20 protein-coding genes are annotated in these 22,853 nt (G+C 64.2%); 5 read left to right on the top strand and 15 right to left on the bottom strand.

Translation table 11 applies throughout. The features are described 5' to 3' along the window. Nucleotides 1-238 (bottom strand): hypothetical protein (locus JC607_RS25370; RefSeq protein ID WP_233092800.1); only part of this gene is annotated, 238 nt, incomplete at its 3' end. Nucleotides 239-373: 135 nt separating this feature from the next. Between JC607_RS25370 and JC607_RS09285 the strand changes: the two genes are divergently transcribed. After that, nucleotides 374-1,138 carry an NAD kinase gene (locus tag JC607_RS09285; protein WP_198836647.1) on the top strand — a complete coding sequence of 255 codons (765 nt, stop codon included), beginning with the start codon at nt 374-376 and terminating at the stop codon, nt 1,136-1,138. A 22-nt stretch (nt 1,139-1,160) separates the two neighbouring features. Here JC607_RS09285 and JC607_RS09280 read toward each other — a convergent pair whose 3' ends face one another. The 14 genes from JC607_RS09280 to JC607_RS09215 form a co-directional block, all read right to left on the bottom strand. Further along, nucleotides 1,161-2,624 (bottom strand): sigma-54 dependent transcriptional regulator, encoded by a 1,464-nt coding sequence (locus JC607_RS09280; RefSeq protein ID WP_198836646.1) that lies wholly within the window; start codon nt 2,622-2,624, stop codon nt 1,161-1,163. A gap of 264 nt (nt 2,625-2,888) precedes the next feature. Then, nucleotides 2,889-4,778: a propionyl-CoA synthetase gene (locus JC607_RS09275; RefSeq protein ID WP_198836645.1), complete on the bottom strand. Its 1,890-nt coding sequence runs from the start codon at nt 4,776-4,778 to the stop codon at nt 2,889-2,891. Between the two features lie 251 nt (nt 4,779-5,029). Next, nucleotides 5,030-7,321, bottom strand: a complete 2,292-nt coding sequence (locus JC607_RS09270) for an NADP-dependent malic enzyme (protein ID WP_198836644.1) — start codon at nt 7,319-7,321, stop codon at nt 5,030-5,032. Between the two features lie 158 nt (nt 7,322-7,479). Then, entirely contained in the window at nt 7,480-9,387 is a 1,908-nt protein-coding gene (gene ftsH, locus JC607_RS09265; RefSeq protein ID WP_198836643.1) for an ATP-dependent zinc metalloprotease FtsH, read from the bottom strand. An 86-nt stretch (nt 9,388-9,473) separates the two neighbouring features. Continuing rightward, complete coding sequence (gene tilS, locus JC607_RS09260) at nt 9,474-10,853, bottom strand: tRNA lysidine(34) synthetase TilS (protein WP_198836642.1); 1,380 nt, start codon at nt 10,851-10,853, stop codon at nt 9,474-9,476. After that, the gene (gene ybgF, locus JC607_RS09255) at nt 10,844-11,668 is read right to left on the bottom strand and encodes a tol-pal system protein YbgF (protein WP_233092799.1); all 825 of its coding nucleotides are present in this window, start codon (nt 11,666-11,668) and stop codon (nt 10,844-10,846) included. Before ybgF ends, tilS begins: the two co-directional genes overlap by 10 nt. Before the next feature lies 1 nt (nt 11,669). Further along, nucleotides 11,670-12,206: a peptidoglycan-associated lipoprotein Pal gene (gene pal, locus JC607_RS09250; RefSeq protein ID WP_198836641.1), complete on the bottom strand. Its 537-nt coding sequence runs from the start codon at nt 12,204-12,206 to the stop codon at nt 11,670-11,672. A gap of 119 nt (nt 12,207-12,325) precedes the next feature. After that, nucleotides 12,326-13,657, bottom strand: coding sequence for a Tol-Pal system beta propeller repeat protein TolB (gene tolB, locus JC607_RS09245; RefSeq protein ID WP_198836640.1), 1,332 nt, complete (start codon nt 13,655-13,657; stop codon nt 12,326-12,328). Between the two features lie 130 nt (nt 13,658-13,787). After that, entirely contained in the window at nt 13,788-14,294 is a 507-nt protein-coding gene (locus JC607_RS09240; protein ID WP_198836639.1) for a hypothetical protein, read from the bottom strand. Then, nucleotides 14,294-15,592, bottom strand: a complete 1,299-nt coding sequence (locus JC607_RS09235) for a hypothetical protein (protein ID WP_198836638.1) — start codon at nt 15,590-15,592, stop codon at nt 14,294-14,296. Before JC607_RS09235 ends, JC607_RS09240 begins: the two co-directional genes overlap by 1 nt. Before the next feature lie 14 nt (nt 15,593-15,606). Beyond that, a complete protein-coding gene (locus JC607_RS09230; protein WP_198836637.1) occupies nt 15,607-16,083 on the bottom strand; it encodes an ExbD/TolR family protein in 477 nt (158 codons plus the stop codon). Nucleotides 16,084-16,086: 3 nt separating this feature from the next. Continuing rightward, nucleotides 16,087-16,785, bottom strand: coding sequence for a protein TolQ (gene tolQ / locus JC607_RS09225; protein ID WP_092899623.1), 699 nt, complete (start codon nt 16,783-16,785; stop codon nt 16,087-16,089). Nucleotides 16,786-16,921: 136 nt separating this feature from the next. Continuing rightward, complete coding sequence (ybgC, locus tag JC607_RS09220; RefSeq protein ID WP_198836636.1) at nt 16,922-17,320, bottom strand: tol-pal system-associated acyl-CoA thioesterase; 399 nt, start codon at nt 17,318-17,320, stop codon at nt 16,922-16,924. Further along, nucleotides 17,313-17,960 carry a hypothetical protein gene (locus JC607_RS09215; RefSeq protein WP_198836635.1) on the bottom strand — a complete coding sequence of 216 codons (648 nt, stop codon included), beginning with the start codon at nt 17,958-17,960 and terminating at the stop codon, nt 17,313-17,315. The genes ybgC and JC607_RS09215 overlap by 8 nt, the downstream gene beginning before the upstream one ends. Before the next feature lie 136 nt (nt 17,961-18,096). Here JC607_RS09215 and JC607_RS09210 point away from each other — a divergent pair, with 136 nt between their 5' ends. The 4 genes from JC607_RS09210 (at nt 18,097) to JC607_RS09195 (ending at nt 22,847) form a co-directional block, all read left to right on the top strand. Beyond that, the gene (locus tag JC607_RS09210) at nt 18,097-18,909 is read left to right on the top strand and encodes a TIGR00282 family metallophosphoesterase (protein WP_198836634.1); all 813 of its coding nucleotides are present in this window, start codon (nt 18,097-18,099) and stop codon (nt 18,907-18,909) included. 177 nt (nt 18,910-19,086) lie between these two features. Next, nucleotides 19,087-20,865, top strand: a complete 1,779-nt coding sequence (locus JC607_RS09205; RefSeq protein WP_198836654.1) for an SLC13 family permease — start codon at nt 19,087-19,089, stop codon at nt 20,863-20,865. Nucleotides 20,866-20,984: 119 nt separating this feature from the next. Then, on the top strand, nt 20,985-21,725 hold the full coding sequence (locus JC607_RS09200) for a YebC/PmpR family DNA-binding transcriptional regulator (protein ID WP_198836633.1): 741 nt from the start codon (nt 20,985-20,987) through the stop codon (nt 21,723-21,725). 162 nt (nt 21,726-21,887) lie between these two features. Continuing rightward, nucleotides 21,888-22,847, top strand: a complete 960-nt coding sequence (locus JC607_RS09195) for a lysophospholipid acyltransferase family protein (protein WP_198836632.1) — start codon at nt 21,888-21,890, stop codon at nt 22,845-22,847. Nucleotides 22,848-22,853 lie beyond the last annotated feature (6 nt).

Raw genomic sequence — 22,853 nt, 5'->3', positions numbered from 1 at the left:
TCGCCCCGAAAAGCTCGGGGTCGCGCGAGGAAAGAGATTCGGTGAAAAAGCCGGAATCGCGGGTCTGGGCGGTCATACTCGTCTCCGTTGGGCCATGCGGGATGGTATTTTTGGTTGCCGGTTGTTTAGAACACGTACCCTGCCAGGGAAAGGCCGGAAAGCGACCCGTTGCGATATGGTGGCGAAATCCGGGCCGGTCACGACTGGCGTTGCGGCCTTTTCCGGGCGCGCTCTGCATGCCCCGAGAATTGCGCGGTGGGGGCAATGATGCCCGGGCGGCAAATGAGGCGCCTGCCGGGAAACAGACAGGGCGCGCCGGCCCTTGAGTTTCCGCCCCGCCGGGGTCAGGGTTGCGACCTGACGGAGAGGTGGGATGCAGCCAAAAATCAGGTTTACGGCGTCGAAGGCCCCGGCGGCGCAAGCGGCACTGGCGCGGCTGACGGCCCGCTATGGTCAGATCGATCTGCGGCGTGCCTCGGTTGTGGTCGCCCTGGGTGGTGACGGATTCATGCTTGAGACGCTGCACGCGCAATCGGGGCGCGATCTGCCGGTCTATGGCATGAATTGCGGCACCATTGGCTTTCTGATGAATGCCTATATCGATGACGGGCTGCCCGAACGGCTGCAACTGGCTGAAGAGGCGCTGCTCAATCCGCTCTCGATGCAGGCCGAAAATGTGCGCGGCAAGGTCACCAACGCACTTGCGGTCAATGAAGTGTCGCTCTTGCGGCAGGGGCCGCAGGCGGCGCGGCTGCGGGTTTCAATTGACGGTCGCGAACGAATGGCGGAGCTGGTCTGCGACGGCGCGCTGGTGGCGACCCCGGCCGGGTCGACCGCCTATAACTATTCGGCGCATGGGGCGATTCTGCCGATCGGCGCCGATGTTCTGGCGCTGACAGCGATGTCGGCCTTCCGCCCGCGTCGCTGGCGTGGTGCGCTTTTGCCTAAAACAGCCGAGGTGCGCTTCGATGTCCTCGACCCGGATAAGCGCCCGGTCATGGCCGATGCGGACAGCCGCAATTCGGTCCGCGATGTGATCTCGGTCGTGGTCCGTTCAAATTCCGCAATCAGCTATCGTCTGTTGTTCGACCCTGGACATGGTCTCGAGGAACGTCTGATCCGAGAACAGTTTGTCTGATATTTCCATGAGTTACGTGCCGTCAGCACTGATCTGACTTCCAGGCTTCGATCCGGCGGTAGAGTGTCGAGACCGAGATGTCGAGGTCATGGGCGGCTTTGGGCACCGAGCCCTGATGTCGCGCAAGCGCCGCTTCGATGGCCATGCGTTCGATCTCGGCCAGGGTTTTGCCTGCGAAAACGGGCTCCACTGCGCCAGACCCCGCAGCAACCGGCGCAAAGCCAGTCCCCTGGGGCCCGCCCTGAGTCCCGGCAGTCCCGAAGGGTGCATCCGGCTGTGAGGCCCCCCGGTGCTGACCGGGGTCTTCGCGCAGCATATCGCCGGGCAGCATATCCGGCGTTACAAGGCCGCCCGGCTGCATCACCGCGATATTGCGCACAACATTCAAAAGCTGGCGGACATTGCCCGGCCAGCGCTGCCGCAGCAGGATCCGCTGCGTCTCGGGCGCGAAGCCCGCGAACCTTTTGCCTTCTTCTCCGCCAAAGCGGCGCAGCGCGACCTCGGCGATTTCGGCGGCGTCGCGGCCGCGATCCCGCAACGGCGGCATATGCAGCGGCACCACATGCAGGCGGTAATAGAGGTCCTCGCGGAACTGCCCGCGCCGCACCGCATCGAGCGGGTCCTGATTGGTGGCGCAGATGATCCGGACATCAACCTTTTGCGGCCGGATCGCGCCGAGTGGCTGCACCATCGAGGTTTGCAGGAAGCGCAGAAGCTTGGTCTGCAGGGCCGGCGCCATCTCGCAAACCTCGTCGAGGAACAGCGTACCGCCATCCGCCGCCATTGCTGCGCCGGGCTTATCGGCGATGGCACCGGTGAAACTGCCTTTCAGATGGCCGAACACCTCGGATTCCAGCAGGTCATGCGGGATTGCGCCGCAGTTCAGCGCGATAAACGGGCCGCGCGCGCGCGGCGATTGGGTGTGCAGGGCGATGGCCGCGAGCTCTTTGCCGGTGCCGCTTTCGCCGGTGATGAAGACGGTGGCGATGGAGCCCGCGACCGATGATATCACCCGATGCACCTGTTTCATCGCGTCGGAGGAGCCGATGCTGGCGGCAGGATCGCTGCTGGCGGCGGATTCCGCGCGCCGTTTCGGCGCCGGCTGGCCGGGGCTGGTTTCCTCGGCGGCCAGAAGGGCGGCCCGGACTGCCGCGAGAAACCGGTTTTCCTCGAAGGGTTTGAGCAGGAAGTCAAAGGCCCCCGCCCGCATCGCCGCCACGGCCCGGTCGACCGATCCCTGCGCTGACATAACCACAACACAAAGGTCAGGGTTGATGGCAAGCATCTCGGACATCAGCGCCAGACCATCCCGATCCGGCAACATGAGATCAAGGATGACCACGCCGGGTTTCACCTGATGCAGCAGCTGCAGCGCCTCTGATGCACTGCCGGCGGGATGCACATTCATTCCGGCTGCAGTCAGGACGGAACGGTACACGAATTGCAACGATGGCGTATCTTCAACCAGCAGAACAGGTATCCGCATCTGTCTCACATCCGGACTGTCTGCCGATCTGGCAGGGAGCACATCAATTCAGCCATGAAACAGGCTGAGGAAATAATCTTCATGGGATGAAATTTCTTACTTCCATAGTGGCGCAAGCTGGCACGGCCAGAGTGTCAGGTCCAGTGCCTCGCGCAATCAAGGCGGACGGACGCAGCGTCAAGGTCGGATTCCCGCCTGGTCCTGACGTGAAAAGGGCGCCGTGCCGGTCAGGACACAGCGCCGCAACTTGCAAATCCGCCGGGATCAGCCGGCGAGGCCGATGGATTTCAACGCAATCGTGATCTCGTCAAGGATGACGGGGTCGTCGATGGTGGCAGGCATTTTCCATTCGGTGCCATCGGCGATTTTCACCATAGTGCCGCGCAGGATCTTGCCCGAGCGGGTCTTCGGCAGGCGGTCGATCACCAGCGCGCGTTTGAAATCAGCGACCGGGCCGATGCGGTCGCGCATCAGCTTCACGCATTCCTTCACCACATCGCCATGTGCGCGGCTGGTGCCCTTGTTCAGGCACAAAAAGCCCAGGGGTGACTGGCCTTTCAACGTATCCGCCACCCCGATCACCGCACATTCAGCGACATCCGGATGCGAGGCCAGCACCTCTTCCATCGCGCCGGTCGAAAGGCGGTGGCCGGCGACATTGATCACATCATCAGTGCGGGCCATGATGTAGAGATAGCCGTCTTCGTCGATATAACCGGCATCTCCTGTCTCGTAAAAGCCAGGGAAATGAGAGAGATAGCTCTTTCTGAAACGGTCTTCGGCATTCCACAGCCCGGGCAGGTTGCCAGGAGGCAGCGGCAGTTTCACCGCGATCGCGCCAAGCGTGCCGGGGGCGACCGGGTGCCCGCCTTCGTCCAGCACCTGGATATCATATCCGGGCATCGGCACCGAAGGGCTGCCGGGTTTGATGGGCAGCGCTTCAATCCCCATTGGATTGGCAGCAATGGCCCAGCCGGTCTCGGTCTGCCACCAATGGTCGATCACCGGCACATTCAGATGCCGCGCCGCCCAGGCGATGGTGTCGGGATCGGCGCGCTCGCCGGCGAGGAAGCAGTATTTCAGATGCTTCATATTGTAATCTTTGACGAATTCCCCGGCAGGGTCGTCGCGCTTGATGGCGCGAAGCGCAGTCGGTGCGGTAAAGAAACTCTTCACCTTGTTTTCCGCGATCACCCGCCAGAAGGTGCCGGCATCCGGCGTGCCGACGGGTTTTCCTTCGAAGACGATGGTGGTGCAGCCTCTGATCAGCGGCGCATAGCAGATATAGCTGTGGCCGACGACCCAGCCCACGTCTGACGCGGCCCAGAAGACCTCGCCAGGCGCCATGTCATAGATCGCTTTCATGGTCCAGTTCAGCGCGACGAGATGGCCGCCGGTGGCGCGGATCACGCCCTTCGGCGCGCCGGTGGTGCCGGAGGTATAAAGGATATAGGCCGGGTGATTGCCCTCGACGGGCACGCATTCGGCGGGCTCAACGCCATACTGAAAACTGTGCCAGGCGACGTCGCGGCCCTCGATCAGCTGCGCAACCTCTTGTTCGCGCTGAAAAATCACACAGAATTCAGGTTTGTGGCTGGCCTGGTCGATGGCGGCATCCAGCAGCGGTTTGTAATGCACGATGCGTGAGGGTTCGATGCCGCAGGACGCCGCGATGATCGCCTTGGGCGTGCAGTCATTGATGCGCACCGCCAGCTCATTGGCCGCGAACCCGCCGAAGACGACCGAATGGATCGCGCCAAGCCGGCCGCAGGCCAGCATTGCCTCCAGCGCCTCGGGGATCATCGGCATATAGATGATGACCCGGTCGCCCCTGGTCACGCCTTTTGCCCTGAGCGCGCCGGCAAGGCTGGCCACGCGTTTTTGCAATTCGCGGTAAGTGATGCCCTTTTTCAGATGCGTGACCGGGCTGTCATGGATGATCGCCAGCTGGTCGCCGCGCCCGGCTTCGACATGGCGGTCAACCGCATTCCAGCAGGTATTCACCAGCCCGTCAGCGAACCATTCATAACTCGGTGCGTTGTCGGCATTCAGCGCGCGGGTGGGCTGTTTTTCCCAGTCGATGCCCTGGGCCTGCTCCATCCAGAACCCTTCCGGGTCGGACTTCCAATGCGCGTAGACGTCGCGATACCCCATCCCTGGTCCTCCTCCTGACTTAAGCGTTTGTTATGCCAGGGTGTCGAAGGGCGCAACTTTGTTACCGGCAACAGTGGTGCCGGAACTGCTTAAGTTTGCAGAATTCGCGATGATGGGTTGCGAAATATTTGCAAAATCCGATTTGCCCGCATAAGTGACGCGAAATCCCGCGAAGTTTGCAAAGCCTCGCAGCGGCGCGCGCCTTGCAGCGGAGAGGTGATTCTCTCTCCGCTGTCCTTGCCCGCGCCGGCTCAGCCGTAATGCGAAACCGGCGTGCCGGCGATGGCCGACATGTTCAGAAGGCCCCGCGCGGTGATCGCCGGCGTCACCACATGCGCCTTATTACCCATCCCGATCAGGATCGGCCCGACCTCCAGGCCACCGGCGCGCATCTTGAGGATGTTGCGCACCCCCGACGCCGTATCGGCCGAAGCGAACAGCAGCACATTCGCCGCGCCTTCGAACCGAGCGCCCGGCAGCAACCGCTCGCGCAACTCCTGGTCGAGCGCGGTGTCGACATTCATCTCGCCCTCATAGGCGAAATCGGGCTCGCGCGCGTCGAGCAGTTCCAGCGCCTCGCGCATCACCCGGCCCGAGCGGTTGTCCATATTGCCGAACTGGCTTTGCGAGCAGAAAGCGATCTTCGGCGTGATGCCGAAGCGGCGCAGATGGCGGGCGGCGCCGATCGCGGTTTCCATGATCTGCTGGGCGGTGGGCTCGGCATTCACATGGGTATCGGCGACAAAAAGCGGGCCATCTTCGAGGATCATCATCGAAAGTGCGGCCACCGCATGACGACCGTCACGGGCGAGCACCTGGCGTATATAGTTGAGATGCCAGTGATATTGCCCGAAGGTGCCGCAGATCAGGCTGTCGGCTTCGTCCCGATGCACCATGACGGCGGCGATGGCAGTTGTATTGGTGCGCATCACCGCGCGCGCGATGTCGGGCGAGACGCCGCGCCGCGCCATCAGCTCGTGATAAGTGCCCCAATAATCGCGGTAGCGCGGGTCATTTTCCGGGTTCACGAGGTGGAAATCGCGGCCCGGGCGAATGGCGAGGCCGTAGCGTTCGCAGCGCGCCTCGATCACTTCGGGGCGGCCAATCAGGATCGGAACGTCGGTGGTTTCCTCAAGCATCGCATTCGCGGCGCGCAACACACGCTCATCCTCGCCTTCGGCAAAGACGATGCGGCGGGTGACGGTGCGGGCGGCTTCGAAAACCGGGCGCATCAGCAGTGCCGAGCGGAAGACCGAACCGTCGAGCTTGCGCTTATAGGCTTCGGGGTCGGTCAGCGGTCGCGCCGCCACGCCGGAACTGGTCGCGGCAGTGGCCACAGCTGAGGCGACAACGCCAATCAGGCGGGGGTCAAACGGCTTCGGGATCAGGTAATCCGGTCCGAAGGTCAGCTGTTCCCCCTGATAGGCGGCGGCAGCCTCTGCCGAGGTGGTCTGGCGCGCCAGCGCGGCGATGCCTTCGATACAGGCGAGCTCCATCTCGTCATTGATCGTGGTGGCGCCGACATCCAGCGCCCCCCGAAAGATGAAGGGGAAGCAGAGGACGTTATTGACCTGGTTGGGGAAATCCGACCGCCCGGTGGCGATGATCGCGTCCGGGGCGACGGCGCGGGCTTCGGCGGGAAGGATCTCGGGCGTCGGGTTCGCCAGTGCGAAGATCACCGGCTTTGCGGTCATCGTGGCGACCATGTCCGCCGTCAGCACGCCGGGGCCGGAAAGGCCAAGGAACATATCGGCGCCCCTGATGACCTCGGCGAGCGTCGCCGGGGTGCTGCCCTGTGCGAAGGCCGCCTTTTGCGGCGTCATCTGTGTCTCGCGGCCCTGGTAGACGAGACCCTCAAGGTCGCAAAGCCAGATGTTCTCGCGTCTGACACCTAGCTTCACCAGCATTTCGAGGCAGGCGATCCCTGCCGCGCCGCCACCGGTGGACACCAGTTTGATATCTTCGAATTTCTTGCCGGCGACGATCATCGCATTGGTCGCAGCCGCGCCGACAACGATTGCCGTGCCATGCTGGTCGTCATGGAAGACAGGGATGTTCATTCGCTCGCGGCAAAGTCGTTCAACGATGAAACAATCGGGCGCCTTGATGTCTTCAAGGTTGATCGCGCCGAAGGATGGTTCCAGCGCGCAGACAATTTCCGCCAGTTTGACCGGGTCGTTTTCATTCACCTCGATGTCAAAGCAGTCGATATTGGCGAATTTCTTGAAGAGGACGGCCTTGCCTTCCATCACGGGTTTTGACGCCAGTGCCCCGATATTTCCCAGCCCCAGCACGGCTGTACCGTTGGTAATCACGGCGACCAGGTTGGCGCGTGCGGTGTAGCGCGAGGCGGTGGAGGGGTCGGCCTTGATCTCGAGGCAGGCCTCGGCCACGCCGGGCGAATAGGCGCGCGACAGGTCGCGGCCGGTGGCAAGCGGCTTGGTTGCGCGGATTTCCAGCTTACCCGGCTTGGGGAATTCGTGGTAATTCAGCGCCGCCTGACGCGCTGCCTGGGCTGCTTCATCCTGCATTCCGCTCGACATGGCTATCTCCCCACCAGAATGGTTCACCCTTAAACGAGTGATATGTCATTTCCAATCATCTCTTCGCCTCAGGCGCCTTCACCTGAAGTAAAGCGGATATGCAAAAGCCGGGAGGCGCGGTCGGCGCTTCCCGGCTGATGAAAAACAGATCCACAGGATCAGGTCGGCGAGGGTTCGGCATCTCCGGGCTTTGGCCCCCGCGAGGTGCGGGTTTTCGGGATCGCCAGCACCGAAGCCGCAGCCTCGCCGGCGTCTTCGGCACCGTCATCATCGCCGGGCTTCTGGCCCGCGAGAACCTTGCGGATCTCGTCGCCGGTCAGGGTCTCATATTCCAGCAGGCCCTGGGCAAGGCGTTCGAACTCTTCCTCATTCTCGGTAAGGATCTGCATCGCGCGGGCATAACCCTCATCGACGATGGCTTTCACCTCATCCTCGATCAGCCGTTTGGTTTCAGCCGAAACCGAGAAGCCGCCGGTATTGCCGTTATAGCCCTCATGTGCTTCGGAATAGTCGATATTGCCGATCTTGTCCGACATGCCCCACCGCATGACCATGGCGCGCGCCACAGCCGAGACGTTCTGGATATCGCCCGAAGCCCCCGAGGAAACGCGGTCTTCGCCCCATTTCTTGATCTCGGCGGCCTTGCCGGCCATGCCCATGGCGATCCGGTCCTTCATCTGGTCTTTGTGCCAGGAATTGCGGTCCATCTCGGGCAGGCTCATCACCATGCCAAGCGCACCGCCGCGCGGCATGATCGTGGCTTTATAGACCGGGTCGCATTTCGGCAGTTTGATCCCGACAATCGCATGGCCGGCCTCGTGATAGGCGGTCATTTCCTTGTCTTCCTGCGACATGACCATCGAGCGGCGCTCCGGCCCCATCATGACCTTGTCTTTCGCATGTTCGAAATCGGCCATGGTGACGAAACGGCGGCCCACGCGGGCGGCGGTCAGCGCGGCCTCATTGACGAGGTTCGCAAGGTCAGCCCCCGAGAAGCCGGGCGAGCCGCGCGCGATGGTGCGCAGATCGACATCGGCGCCCAGCGGGATCTTGCGGGCATGGACGTTGAGGATCTTTTCGCGGCCTTTGATATCGGGGTTCGACACATTGATCTGACGGTCAAACCGGCCCGGACGCAGCAGCGCGGGGTCGAGCACATCCTTGCGGTTGGTGGCCGCGACGATGATCACGCCTTCATTCGCCTCGAAGCCATCCATCTCGACCAGAAGCTGGTTCAGCGTCTGTTCGCGTTCATCATTGCCGCCACCCATGCCGACGCCACGGGCGCGGCCAACGGCGTCGATCTCGTCGATAAAGACGATACAGGGGGCGTTTTTCTTGGCCTGTTCGAACATGTCGCGCACGCGTGACGCGCCGACGCCCACGAACATCTCGACAAAGTCAGAGCCCGAGATGGTGAAGAAGGGCACGCCGGCCTCGCCTGCAATCGCGCGGGCGAGCAGCGTCTTACCGGTGCCGGGCGGGCCGACCAGCAGCGCGCCTTTCGGGATCTTGCCGCCAAGCCGCGAGAATTTCTGCGGGTTGCGCAGGAATTCGACGATTTCTTCCAGCTCCTCTTTGGCCTCGTCGATGCCGGCCACGTCGTCAAAGGTGACGCGGCCCTGCTTTTCAGTCAGCAGTTTGGCCCGCGATTTGCCAAAGCCCATCGCGCCGCCTTTGCCGCCGCCCTGCATCCGGTTCATGAAGAAGATCCAGATGCCGATCAGCAGGATGAAGGGCAGGAAGCTCATCAGCAGCGTCGACAGGAAGCCCTGTTGCTGGGGGCTGCCCTGGACCTCGACGCCTTTCGCGATCAGCTTGTCGGTGACCTTATCGTCGCCTGGGTTGATGGTCGAGAAGGTGCCGCCATCCTTGGAGCGCACCGTCACCCGCTCGCCGTCGAGCGTGACCGAGGCCACCCGGCCCTGATCCACCTGGGTGATGAACTCAGACCAGCTCAGTGAACGGGCGCCCATATTGGACTGGCCGCCAGAGAAGACCTGGAACAGCGCGAGGACCAGCAAGAGCAGGACCACCCAGAATGCGATGTTGCGCGCGTTATTCACATGTATCTCCCGAAAGGCGACCCGGATCGCGCCCGGATGGGGGCAGGGCCGTAATCTGACTTAATTTAGCAATCCCGGCCCCGGGTTCAATGCGATAAGATGAAACTTCCGAAGGATGGGTAAAGGTCGAGCCGCCATTCTGACGAAAATCCGGGTAAAAGCGGGGCCGCGACCAGCCGGTCGCCCTGCCAGAGCGCGGGGGACACGATCAGCGCCTCGCGCCTGAGGCCGCTGTCGCGCCAGTCTTTCGCCCGGGCGAGCCCGGCGGCGGTCAGGGCGCGGACCTCAAGCCCCGCTGTTTCACTGCCGCCTGTTGCCTCCGGGCCGTCAATGCGCCAGCGGTGATCCCAGATCAGCCCTGGCGTCCAGGGCTGCGGGCCAGAGACCGCGCGGGGCTCGCGGGTGATCAGGATGTCGCCATCGCTGAGACGCGCACCAGGTTTCGCGATACGGGCAAAACGGCAGCCGCCAAGAGTGGCGGTGCGACCTTCGGCCATCATCACGCGTTGAAGACTGGCCACGGAATCGGCGCGGGGCGGGTAACATGCACCGGAAAACCAGCGGATCGCGGCAACCAGCAGGCGACGCTGCATTTCGGGATCCTGGGACCAGAAATCATGGGCGCGGATCATAAGGGCGCCGGTTTCAAAGCGGCAGATCGCTTCGGCGCAATCGGCCGTGGCTTTGCGCAAAAGACCGGCGACCTGGCTGAGGTTGCGAATGCTCTGAGTCAGTTGATCAAGGCCCAGCCCGAGCGGCTCCAGCGCCGCCAGCGCGCGGCGGGCTTTGACGCGGCTGTAGCGGTCGGCCTCATTCGTGGGGTCGTCATGCCAGCCGAGTCCGCGCCGGCGCAGGAAGTCGCGCAGCTGCTCGCGGTTTTCCCCGAGAAACGGGCGCAGGAAGCGGATGCCATCGCGGTCCCATGCCGGGCGCATTCCGGACAGGCCCTCGAGCCCGGCGGCGCGTGAAAGGCCCATCAGGAAGGTTTCGGCCTGGTCATTGGCGGTATGGGCGAGGGTGACATAAGCGATGCCCCGGCGCCGTGCCCAGGACGCGAGCAGGGCGTAGCGGGCCTCGCGCGCGGCAGCCGGCATATTGCCGGTTTGCGGATGATCGTCCCAGATCAAAATTTCGTGTGTCAGGCCGAGACCCTGGCAGATCCGCGCGACATCCTGCGCCTCCAGGGCTGCTTCGGGCCGCAGGCGGTGGTCGACGGTCGCGACTTCAAGCTGCCAGCCAAGTCCGGCGGCGATCTGAGCGAATACATGCAGCATTGCCATCGAATCGCTGCCGCCGGACACCGCCAGCCCGAGGAGGCGGGCGGGCGGTTCTGATCCTTCCGGCGCGCCGTTTTGCAGCGGCAACTGCTGCAGGGCAATCCTGGCCGAGGCAATCAGCCCCGCATCAGGCCGTTCCGATCCGGCGTCGGCGCTTTCGCCCGCCGCCGGTCCGGGGGTCAGCTGCACCCGATGCCCTGCATGGCGATGGTCGCCTGTGCAGCAGCCTGGCTGGTCGGGAAGTTCAGCGGCACCTGTTGCAGCGTGACACAGGCCTGGTCGCGTTCGCCCAGCTGGCCGAAAGCCTCGCCGAGCTTCAGCAGCGCATCGGGGGCAATCGCCCCATCCGGCGCGGTGTTATAGGCGGTCAGATAGGCGCGCGCAGCCGGTGCGGTCTGGCCGGCCTGGCGCAGGGCCTCGCCGCGCAGGTAATGCGCTTCGGGGATCAGCGGCCCGCCAGGATAGGATTTGGCATAGGTCTCAAAGAGCGCCGCAGCACCATGAAAGTCACCCTGACCGAGCACCCCCTTGGCCCGGTCAAAATCTGCCTGTTCTGCGACGGCAAGCGCTGGTGCGGAGGAGGTGCTGCCCTGAGACGGGGCAGCGGGTGTAGCGGGGGCGGCTGCGGCAGAGCTGCCACCGCCAAGCGGCGCGGTCGCGCCCATATTCATCGGATCGCAGGACGGATCGGCGTCACAAATGCGGAATTCGATATCGCCGATGCGGTTGGTGCCGTCCTGGACGACACGGTTCAGCCGCAGCTCGATCTCTTCGGTGCGCGAGGTCAGCCGCATCAGCTCGGCCTCAAGCGTGTCCATCCGCGCCAGCGCATCCACACCGCCCACCCGCGCCGAAGCGCCGGTGGTGGTGAGTTCGCCCTTGAGCGCGTTGAATTCAGCGGCGAGCTGGCCCAGCTCGGCACGCACATCGGCGAGGCTTTCCGCCGCCGCCGGTGTGGCGAGACCAAGGGCCAGCAGGGGAAGAAGGAACCTCGCCCGCATCATCTTACGACCCGGCGCCGACCGACAGAACCGTCACAGCGCGGCGGTTCTTGGAATAGCAGCTCTCGGTCGAGCAGACTTCGATCGGGCGTTCCTTGCCGTAAGAGATGGTGCGCATCCGCGAGCCGGCCACACCTTGCGACAGCAGGTATTGCTGAACCGATGCCGCGCGGCGCGCGCCAAGCGCGAGGTTGTATTCGCGGGTGCCCTGTTCGTCGGCATGGCCTTCGATGATGATCGCATAGCCCGGGTTCTGGTTCAGCCAGTTGGCCTGGCCGTTCAGCACCTGGCGGCCCTGATCCGAGACGGTGTTCTGGTCAACGGCAAAGAGCACGCGGTCGCCAACGGTCTGGTTGAAATAGGCGATCGAGCGCGGGTCATTCGGATCGCCGAGCCCGTTGGTGTCGATATAGCCCGTCCCGCCGGTGCCACCGGTGCCGCCCATGCCATCGGCCCCGCCCGCGCCATAGCGGTCCGGGTTCTGACAGGCTGCGAGGCCAAGCGAAGCCACAAGAAGAAGGGCTTTGGGGGTAAAGCTCATCGGTTCGTCCTTATAATTCGGCTCGCGGGCCGGCGCGGATCAGTGTTTCGCCGCCCAGGTTAGCAGGTTCCGGGGGCCTGGGGAATCCGGCAGGATCGCCCAGGCCGGAAAATGGCGGTTTACGGCAACAGGGGCGACCATGCCGGGTCGGACGCCGCACCTTCGGTCGGGATCTGTTTCAGGTTTCTGCCGAAAGTATCGACCGACCAGAGCGAGGCCTGACCGCCACCGCCCTCGGTCTCGCGGGTGAACATGATCACGCGGCCATTGGGCGACCAGGTCGGGCCTTCATCAAGGAAGGACGCGGTCAGCAGGCGCTCTTCCGATCCGTCGGTGCGCATGACGCCGATGTGGAAACGGCCGGCATTCTGTTTCGTGAAGGCGATCAGGTCGCCGCGCGGGCTCCAGACCGGGGTGCTGTTGCGCCCCGCGCCGTCCGAGATCCGCTGCCCCTCGCCACCGCTGGCGCTCATGACATAGATCTGGCTGCCGCCGGTGCGGTCGCTCTCGAAACAGATCTTGCTGCCATCCGGGGAATAGGAAGGTGCGGTTTCGATCGAGGGCGCATTGGTCAGCTGCTGGGTCTGCCCCGAGGACAGGCTCATCTTGTAGATATCGGTATTGCCGCCGCGTTCCAGGCTGAACACCACCGAGCCGCCATCGGGCGAGAAGCGCGGCGCGAAGGTCATGGTGCCGGGCTGTTCCGCCAGCGTCTGGCGCTTGAGATTGGCAAGGTTCAGCAGCGTGATGCGCGGAAAGCCGGTCTCATAGCTGGTATAAAGCAGCCGGTCGCCCGAGGGCGAGAACCGCGGCGCCAGCACGATGGACGAGCTGTCGGTCAGATATTGCACATTGGCGCCGTCGTAATCCATCACCGCAAGGCGTTTGAGGCGGGCGTTTTTCGGGCCGGATTCGGCGACATAGACGACACGGCTGTCGAAATAGGGGCCTTCGCCGGTCAGGGTCGAATAGACCAGGTCGGCAACCTTATGCGCCATGCGGCGCCAGCCGGCTTTGGTCCCGGCGAATTGCATCGCGGCACCTTCGAACTGCTGGCCATTCGCGATATCATAAGCGCGGACCTTGACGGTGATGCGGTCTCCGGCTGCGGAAACCGCGCCAACGACCAGGACTTCCGATTTGATCACGCGCCAGTCTTCATAGGCGATCGCGCCGTCAAAACCCTGGATGCGCGAGATATAGGCATCCCGGTTGATGGTGCGGAAAAGGCCGGTGCCGTCCAGATCCGATGTCACCACCTGCGCGAGATTGCGCGCGAGATCCCCGGCACCGCCTTCATCGACGAAGGCCGGCACAGCGATCGGCATCGGCTCTATCACGCCGGTGCCGATCCTGATCCGGGTCGGACTGTTCTGGGCGCGCACCATGGCGGGGACCATCACGGCCCCGGCCAGCAGGGTGGTCGCAAAGCTTCTTCTGGTGAAGGTCATCTGCCTCTCGCTCCGATCTCGTCCGGTCTGGTGCCGGTTTTGCGGGTCCTGGTTAAAACATCCGCCGTAAACTCATCACGGCGTAAAAGGGTTCCGGTGTCACCTGACAACTGTGTCATTGGCCCGTCTGTCATTGATCTTCCGCCCGGGGATCTGCCGCCTGAGCCGGACCAAAGACAAGATCGACCACCGCAGCCTCAGGCTTTCCTCCGGAAAGTGCGCCAAGCGCTTTGGTCAGGGTGCCTGCTGCGAGGGCCCGCTCGAGGCTGCGCATCGCGGCCTTTTGCGTGGCATCGGCCACGTCTCCGACAGGGCCGGAATAATCCGTCACTTCGATGATCGGCTGCCCGAGGCTTTTGTTAAAGCAAAGCCGCAGCACGACACGGGCGCGTTCAGACCCGGGGGGCAGCGCGCCGGTGTTATGGACCAGCGCCACCGCGCGGCCGATCTGATGCATCGCTTCGGGGTTGATGCCGTTATCGGGCAGAAGATTGGCACAGGTAAAGATTTCGACCACTGCATTGCTGCGGAGGGCGCGATCAGCCAGGGCCGGGCCGCCGGACAATGTCGCCAGCGCGAAAAGAGCCGCAGGGCCCAGCAAAGCCGGGCGCGTTGGCGGGGCTGCGGCAATGCCCATCACCGCAGCCTCATCCCGCTGCCATCGAATTCAAATTCGAGGACTTTCCAGGTCTCGTATTTGCCCGGCGGCAGCGGAATGCCGCCAGACTGATAGGCGCGGGCAATCGCACTGCGGGCCGCGTTATAGGCGGCCTGGATCGCCTGCTGGCTGGGGCCGCGCGATTCGATCAGCGGCATATCGCTGCCGGGTCTGCCGCTTTCGTCAAAGGTCACGCGCAGCACGACCACGGCATCCATCGCATCCGCACTCAGCGTTCCGACGTTCCATTTCGACCCGATCGCGGCGGCGATATCGCCCATCTCGCCGCCACTCAGCGGCGGGCCGCTGGCGGCCTGGCCCTGGCCACCCGAGCCGGTATTGGCTGCGGCGAGTGCGGCGGCGATCGCTGCCGCTTCGGCATCTGCGGCGGCCTGTTCGCGGGCGGCGGCCTCGCGGCGCGCTTTGGCTTCGGCCTCTGCCTGAGCGCGGTCGGCTGCGGCGACCTCAGCCGCGATGCGGGCATCGCGCTGGTCCTGGGTCTCGCCTGCAGGTTCCGGCGTGGGAGTCGGCTCCGGCGTTGCAGCCGTGCGGTTCGGCCGGGGTTTCGGCCGTGGCGAAGTGGTCGGACCAAGCGGTTCCGCATCTCGGTCCTGCTGGTTCGCCTCGGTGAGCAGCACATCGCCGCTGTTTACCTCGGTGGTCGCCTGCTGGTCCTCCTGCGGGGGCTCGGGGGTCGGCTCCTCCGACGTGGTGACCTGGTCCTGCGGCCGTTCGGCGGTCAGGGTGTCCTCGGGCGCGACCACCGGGTTCGGGGCGACGCGCTCTGCCGGCCGGGGTTTCGGACGGGGCGAGGTGCTCATGGTCGGGATCGGCTGCTCTTCGGGCGCGAAGACGGCATCGGGCGGCGCGGGATCAGAGATCACAGGCTCGGGCGTGGGTTCGGGGGTCGGCTCAGGCGCGGGCTCAGGCTGCGGCGCCGGGGTCGGTTCGGGTGTGGGTTCTGGCTGCGGCTCAGGTTGCGGTTCAGGTTGGGGCTGCGGTTCCGGTGTCGGCTCGGATACCGGCTCGTCAACCGACGGCTCCACCGGATCGGGGGTCGCGATGGTCTCGCCCGGCTCTGCCGTGTCATCACTGGGTTTCGGCGCGGCGGCCTCAAGGGCTGCAAAATCTGCCGTGCTGATGGTCGAGACCGACATCGACATCGGCTCGGACGGCGGAGCAGGCGAGAAGAACCAGTCGCCAATCATCACCCAGAGGATCAGACCGGCATGGCCTGCCCCTGAGAGGATGGTGCCTGATTTGAAGCGCCCTTCCATGTTGCTGATCCGCCTCAGTTGGCCGCGCCGGCGCCGAAACTCGGGCCCTGGCTGTCGGTCACCAGACCGATATCATTGAAACCACCGGCATTCAGCGCGCCCATCACCTGGGCCACGCGCTCATAGGCCAGATTGCCGTCTGCACGCAGATAGACCTTGTTCGAGGTGCGTTCCGCCGCGATCGCCTTGAGGCGGGGGATCAGCTCGTTCGGGTCAACTTCGCTGTTCATGATCATCACCAGACCATCGGCGGTCAGGGTGATCGACAGCGGCTCTTCCTTTTCCTCGGCCATCGCTTTGGCGGCGGTTTCCGGCAGTTTGATCGGCACGCCCACCGTCATCAGGGGCGCGGCCACCATGAAGATGATCAGCAAAACCAGCATCACGTCGACAAACGGCGTGACGTTGATCTCGCTCATCGCGGCGGAAGAGCCGCGACGGCGACCGCGGCGGCCACCGCCTCCGGATTTTTTCATCACCCCGGCGCCCATGGATCAGGAATCCAGCTGGCGCGACAGGATGGTCGCGAATTCATCGGCAAAGCTTTCCCAGTTGCCCTGGATATGTTCGCTGTCTGCGTTCAGTTTGTTGTAGAACACCACGGCCGGAATTGCGGCGATCAGGCCGATGCCGGTCGCGAGCAGCGCTTCGGCGATGCCGGGGGCCACGACGGCGAGCGAGGTGTTTTGCGAGATCGCGATTTCCTCGAAGGAGTGTTTGATCCCCCAGATCGTGCCGAAAAGCCCGATGAAAGGCGCGGTCGAGCCGGTGGTCGCGAGGAAGGACAGGCCCTTGTTCAGCTTTTCGCTTTCGCGGGCGATGGCGACATCCATGGCGCGGTCGATCCGGGCCTGGGCGCCGGCGATCAGCGCGCCGTCCTGCTTGTGGCTGCGGCGCCATTCCAGCATGCCGGCCGCGAAGACCCGCTCAGATGCGCCCTGGGGTTCCGGCCCGATCCGCTCGTAAAGCTCGTCCAGCGGCTCGCCTGACCAGAAGGCCTGGTCGAAAGCTGCGGCCTCGGCGCGCGATTTGCGGAAGAGGATGTGTTTCTGGATGATGATGGCCCATGCCCAGAAGGACATGCCGATCAGAAGGATCATCACCAGTTTGACCGTAAAGGTCGCACGGGCAAAGAGGGCCAGCAGCGAGAAGTCAATCTCCTGCGCGGCTGTCGCGAGGGTGGTGGGGTCCATTGCGCCTGCTCGTTTAAGATCGCCGGTCAGTATTCGCCGGTCGTTAGACCTGATTCTAGCAGCGTTACAAGGGGAATGCCAACACATCTTAGCGAATGTGGCGTGAGCGGGGCGGCAGTTGCGGCTTTGCGGCGGCTCAGTGCAGCGAAGGGGCGAGCCGCGCGCGGATTTCTGCCGGGATGCGGCTGGCCTGGCCAGCGCCGGTCAGGCAGACCAGTGTGACAGTGGCGCGAAACAGCGTCTCGTCCTGGCGCCGGACCTCCTGGTCCAGCACGATGCGCGCACCGGTGACCGAGGTGAGTGTGGTGGTGACGGTCAGGGCGTCCTGGAATTTTGCGGGGCGCAGATAATCGGCCTCGACCCGGCGGACGGCGAAGACGATGTCCTGCTGGCTGTGCAAAGCGATCTGGTCGATGCCGCAGGCAGCGACCCAGTCACTGCGGCCGCGCTCGATGAATTTCAGGTAATTGGCGTAATAGACGATGCCGGCGAGGTCGGTGTCCTCATACCAGACGCGGAGGCTGAATTCATGCATCGGGGGCTGCGATCCTGTCAGGGGTGGGGAGCATGCGTGCCATCAGCCGCAGCGCATGGCCGGCATCCTGGGCCACCGCAGGCAGGATCGGATCATAGGCGGCGCGGATCAGGAGCGCGAGATCGGGATGCAGGATCACATTGCCTTCGCTGCGGGCCAGCGGCGAAATCTGGCTGAAGGCGCCATCTGCGAAGGAGAGCATCGCCTCTGCCCCCTGGGCCAGCGCGAGGTCCTGGGCGGGCATGTCCGAGAGGTGCTCATCCATCCGGAGGAACAGGAAGACTGCTTTGATCGCGCCGGTCTCGTCGAAACGGAAGGTGCGGTAGCGGTTGGCACCCTCGGCGCTGAGCCGCTCGCAAAGTGGCCCGAGGCCGGGGATCATATGGTCGAGCTTTGGCACCTGCGGCAGTTCCGCCCAGTCGCGGAAGAAGAAGACCATCAGATTGGCGCCGAGCTCGGGGTCGGTTTCCGCCATACGGTGGCCGGCAAGGGCGACGATCGCCTCGATGGCGCCCTTGACGGTCGCAAGCGTCGCATCATCGGTGCCGAAGATCACCGGCACGATGGGGCGACCCCAGCGGGCGCAGAGGAAGCTGCCATCGCGGCGGGTGAAGAGGGTCTGGATCTGATCTGGCGACATGGCCTTTGGTTAGCGGGTTCCGCCCGGGGGCTCAACAGGGCGCTGCTGGCTGGCCGGGGATGCCTCCGGCGGGAGTATTTAAGTCAAGAGGAATGGGGCTTGCAGGGAAGGGGGGGGAGGCATAAGCGGATTTCCCATGAAACTGCTTTTTCTTGGCGATGTGATGGGGCGCAGCGGGCGGACGGCAATTGCAGCCGGTCTGCCGAAGATGCGCGCGGATTGGGGTCTCGATTTCGTTGTGGTGAACGGCGAGAACGCGACCGGGGGCATGGGCCTTTCGGCTGAACATGCGAAGGGGATCCTGGCGGCGGGGGCCGATGTGGTCACGCTGGGGGATCACGCCTTTGACCAGAAGGATATGGCGCAATTTCTGGAAGCTGAGCCGCGGGTGATCCGGCCGCTGAACTATTCCAGGATCGCGCCGGGACGGGGCGCGCGGGTGTTTGATGCAGCCGGCGGACGCAAGGTGCTGGTGGCGCAGGTGCTGGGCCGCGTGTTCATGAAGCAACCCTTTGACGATCCGTTTTCCGCCGTGGATCCGGTGCTGAAAGCGCATCGCCTGGGCGTCAGCGTCCAGGCCGCGATCATCGATGTCCATGCCGAGGCGACATCCGAGAAGATGGGGCTCGGACATTGGTGTGATGGTCAGGCGAGCCTGGTGGTCGGCACCCATACCCATGTGCCCACCGGCGACGCGCAGATCCTGAAGGGCGGCACCGCCTATCTGTCCGATGCCGGCATGTGTGGCGATTACGATTCGGTGATCGGCATGGAAAAGCTGGAGCCAATGCGCCGTTTCGTCACCGGCATGTCGAAGACCCGCTTCGAGCCGGCTGCGGGTGAGGCGACGCTGTCGGGGGTCTATGTCGAGACCGATGACCGGACCGGTCTTGCCACCCGCGTGGTAATGGTCCGCCAGGGCGGCCGCCTGCAGCAATCCGGCCCCTGATCGAGCGCCCCTGGCCTTCTGCCGTCGCAGGCGGCACTTTCTTCGCTCAGAGCGTCTCGGGCCCTGTTCGGGCCGGGGCGACACCAGCTCAGACCCAAAGACGACCGGCTTTGTAGAATTTTCTTCCCCGATCAGGGGGGGCGTCCTATAAGGCCGTCAGTTCAGTTGAAGGTCATGATGCTCTGGTTTGAAATCTCCGCCGCCGCGCAGCCCTGGGTGGCGCTGACCGTCCTTGTCGTGATGTTCGGCCTCTTTGTCTCAGAGATCATCCCGGTCGAGGTCACCGCCATTGCGGCCGCAGCGATGATGATGGTGCTTGGCTTCCTGCCCTTGTCCGAGGCGCAATCGGTGCTGTCGAACCCGGCGCCCTGGACGATTGCGCTGATGTTTCTGGTGATGGGCGGGCTGGTGCGCACCGGTGCCATCGAGCAGGTGATCCATACCGCCGAGAAATCGGTCGAGGGGCGACCGCGCCTGACCATTGTCGCGCTCTTCAGCTTTATCGCGGTGGCTTCGGCCTTTATGAACAACACGCCTCTGGTGGCGGTGATGATCCCCGTGGTCATGCAACTGGCGCTGAAAATGGGCACGGCTCCGTCCAAGCTTCTGATCCCGCTGTCTTACATGACAGTGATGGCGGGGATGATGACGCTGATCGGCACCTCGACCAACCTGCTGGTGGACGGGGTCGCGGTGAAGGCGGGCATGTCGCATTTCACCCTGTTCGAGATCCTGCCGCTGGGGCTTGCGGTAACGGGTGTCGGCGCGGTCTTCCTCGGGCTTTTTGCCAATCGCCTGCTGCCGGTGCGCCAGTCGATGGGGATGCTGCTGACCGACCGGCGCAAGATGAAATATTTCACCGAAGTCGCGATCCCGGAAGACAGCCCGCTGGTGGGCCAGGCCCCGCTGGAGGTTGATCTGTTTCGCCGGAACGGCGTGCGGCTGATCGACGTTCTGCGCGGCGACGCCTCGCTCCGCCGTGACCTCGCGCCGGTCCGGCTCGAACCCGGCGACCGCGTGGTGCTGCGCGCCGAAATGGCCGATCTGATGGAGTTCGACCGCCGGCGCGAAGTGCATCTGGTCGACAAGCTCTCCTCGGTCAAAACCGAGACGGTCGAGGTGCTGATCGGCCCCGGCTGCCGGATGGAGGGCCAGCGCCTCGGCGACCTGCGCCTGCGCCGCCGCTACGGGGTCTATGTGCTGGCGGCGCATCGCCGCAACCAGAATATCGGGCGCCAGCTGGATGATCTGGTGGTGCGGGTCGGCGATACATTGCTGCTCGAAGGCGCCATCGAAGACATCCAGCGGCTTGCCGCCGATATGGACCTTGTCGACATCACCCGCCCGCGTGAAAAGCCCTATCGCCGCGCGAAAGCCCCCATCGCGGTAGGGGCACTGGCCTTCATCGTCATCCTCTCGGCCTTTGACGTGGCGCCGATCCAGCTGCTGGCCTTCCTCGCCGTGGCGGTGATCCTTGTCACGCGCTGCGTCGACAGTGATGAGGCTTTCAGCTTTGTCGACGGGCGGCTCCTTGCGATGATCTTCGCCATGCTGGCGGTGGGCGAGGGGCTCGACCGTTCCGGCGCGGTCGAGATGATCGTCAATGCTGCCGCGCCCTGGCTCCAGGGTCTCTCGCCCTTCTTCCTGATCCTTGCGGTCTATTTCCTCGGCCTGGTCCTGACCGAGTTCCTCTCGAACAACGCCGTCGCGGTGATCTACACCCCCGTCGCGATTGAGCTCGCCAACAATCTCGGCATCGACCCGCGCCCGCTGGTGGTCGCGGTGATGTTCTCGGCCACGCTCGCCTTCGCGACGCCCGTTGGCTACCAGACCAATATGATGGTCTACGGTCCCGGCGGCTACCGTTTCTCTGATTACATGCGGGTTGGTCTGCCGCTCAACATCATCCTGATGTTCCTCTGCGCGGCCCTGATCCCGGTCTTCTGGCCGCTCTGACCTTCCTCTTGACGAAAATACTCCAGGGGGCTCCGGGGGACTGGTCCCCCGGCCCTTGCCGCATCCCCCGGCGGCGGTGTAAGGAACCCCACCAGCGAAATCGAAGGAATGAGGCCCCTATGGCAGGCCATTCGAAATGGGCGAACATCCAGCACCGCAAGGGCAAGCAGGATGGCATCCGCTCGAAGATGTTCTCGAAGCTCTCGAAAGAGATCACCGTCGCCGCGAAAATGGGCGACCCGGATCCCGATAAGAACCCGCGTCTGCGTCTCGCGGTGAAAGCCGCCAAAGCGGTCTCGATGCCGAAAGACGTGATCGACCGCGCCATCAAGAAATCGCAGATGGGCGATGCGGCGGATTATTCCGAAATCCGCTATGAAGGCTACGGCGCGGGCGGTATCGCCATCATCGTCGAGGCGCTGACCGACAATCTCAACCGCACCGCCTCGAATGTGCGCAGCTATTTCACCAAAGCGGGCGGCAATATGGGCCAGACCGGTTCGGTGTCGCACAGCTTTGATCGTCTGGGCGAGATCTCTTACCCGCTTTCGGCCGGCGATGCCGATTCGGTGATGATGGCCGCAATCGAGGCCGGAGCCGAAGATGTCGAGACCGATGACGAGAGCCACTGGATCTATTGCAGGGTAGAAGACCTCTCCTCCGTCTCGGACGCGCTGGAGGCCACGCTTGGCGAATCGACCGAGGCCAAACTTGTCTGGCGCCCGCAATCGCGCACCGAGGTCGATCTCGACACCGCGCAAAAGCTGATGAAGCTGGTGGATCTCTTGGAAGAGGATGACGACGTCCAGACCGTCACCCATAATTTCGACGTGCCCGACGACGTCGCCGCACAGCTCTGAGATCCGTCTTTTCCGACGATCAGAACCCCGGCCATCGCGCCGGGGTTTTTTCTTGCCCGCGTTCCCAGGAACGCCACCGTCACCTCTGTGTCACCTCGCGGTTGTAATTTGCGGTGCCAGAAGGGCGCGCTTCCCGCGTCCGGTGCAGGACGGGACAGACGCATGGGGCAGATGGTGCATGGGGATGACAGCTTTGCGGCCTTGCCAATGCACCCATCTGGCAGGGCCTGTGATGATCTGCAAAACAGGCTTCCCGGCGCACTCCCTGCGGGCCCGGTCTTCACCTATTCGCATCCTGATCAAAGCCCGCTGCGCCGCCGGCTGATCCGCGCGGTGGAGCGCCTTTCGGGCCAGACCCGGATCGAGCGGCTCTATCGCGACTGGCGCAGCGATCCGGGCCGGGATGCGCAGGCGCCGGTTTTTGCCGAGGCGATGCGTGTCCTCGGTCTGCGCACCGAATATACCGCCGGGGATGAGGGGCTGATCCCGAAAACCGGCGGGCTTCTCGTGGTGGCGAACCACCCTTTCGGCATCGCGGACGGGCTGGCGATCGGCGATCTGATCACCCGGATCCGCCCCGATGTGAAGCTGATGGTTCACGCCGCACTGGCCCACGCGCCCGAAGCGAAGGACCTGGTGCTGCCTGTCGATTTCAGCCATGGCCCGGAGGCGCGGCGCAGCTCGGCCGAGACGCGGCGCGCGGCGAGCGACTGGCTCGAGGCGGGGCATGTGCTGGTAATCTTCCCGGCGGGCGGCGTCTCGACCGCGCCAAAGCCGCTCTCGCGCCGCGCGGCGGACCCGGCCTGGCATCCTTTCGTCTCGCGCCTTGCAACGCGGCCCGGGGTCCGGGTGCTGCCGGTCTGGTTCCATGGCCAGAATTCACGCCTCTTCCAGATCGCGAGCCATTATTCCTATCCGCTCCGCGTGGCGCTGATCTTCCGCGAGACCTTGAGGCGCGCGAAAAAGCCGTTGCGCATTGCCATTGGCGCGCCGGTCACACTGGATCCGGGGCTGAAATCTGCGGCCACCGGCGAGCTCAGGCGCCTCACCTTCGGCCTGGCGGGGGTGAAGGGGCCAAAGCCCGAGGAGGAATTCATCTTCCCGTCGCGGATCAGATGGTAAGGGGGC

The sequence above is a fragment of the Paracoccus sp. IB05 genome (assembly GCF_016405985.1).
Lineage (GTDB): Bacteria > Pseudomonadota > Alphaproteobacteria > Rhodobacterales > Rhodobacteraceae > Pseudogemmobacter.
This window is presented reverse-complemented; position numbering and strand designations above follow the sequence as displayed.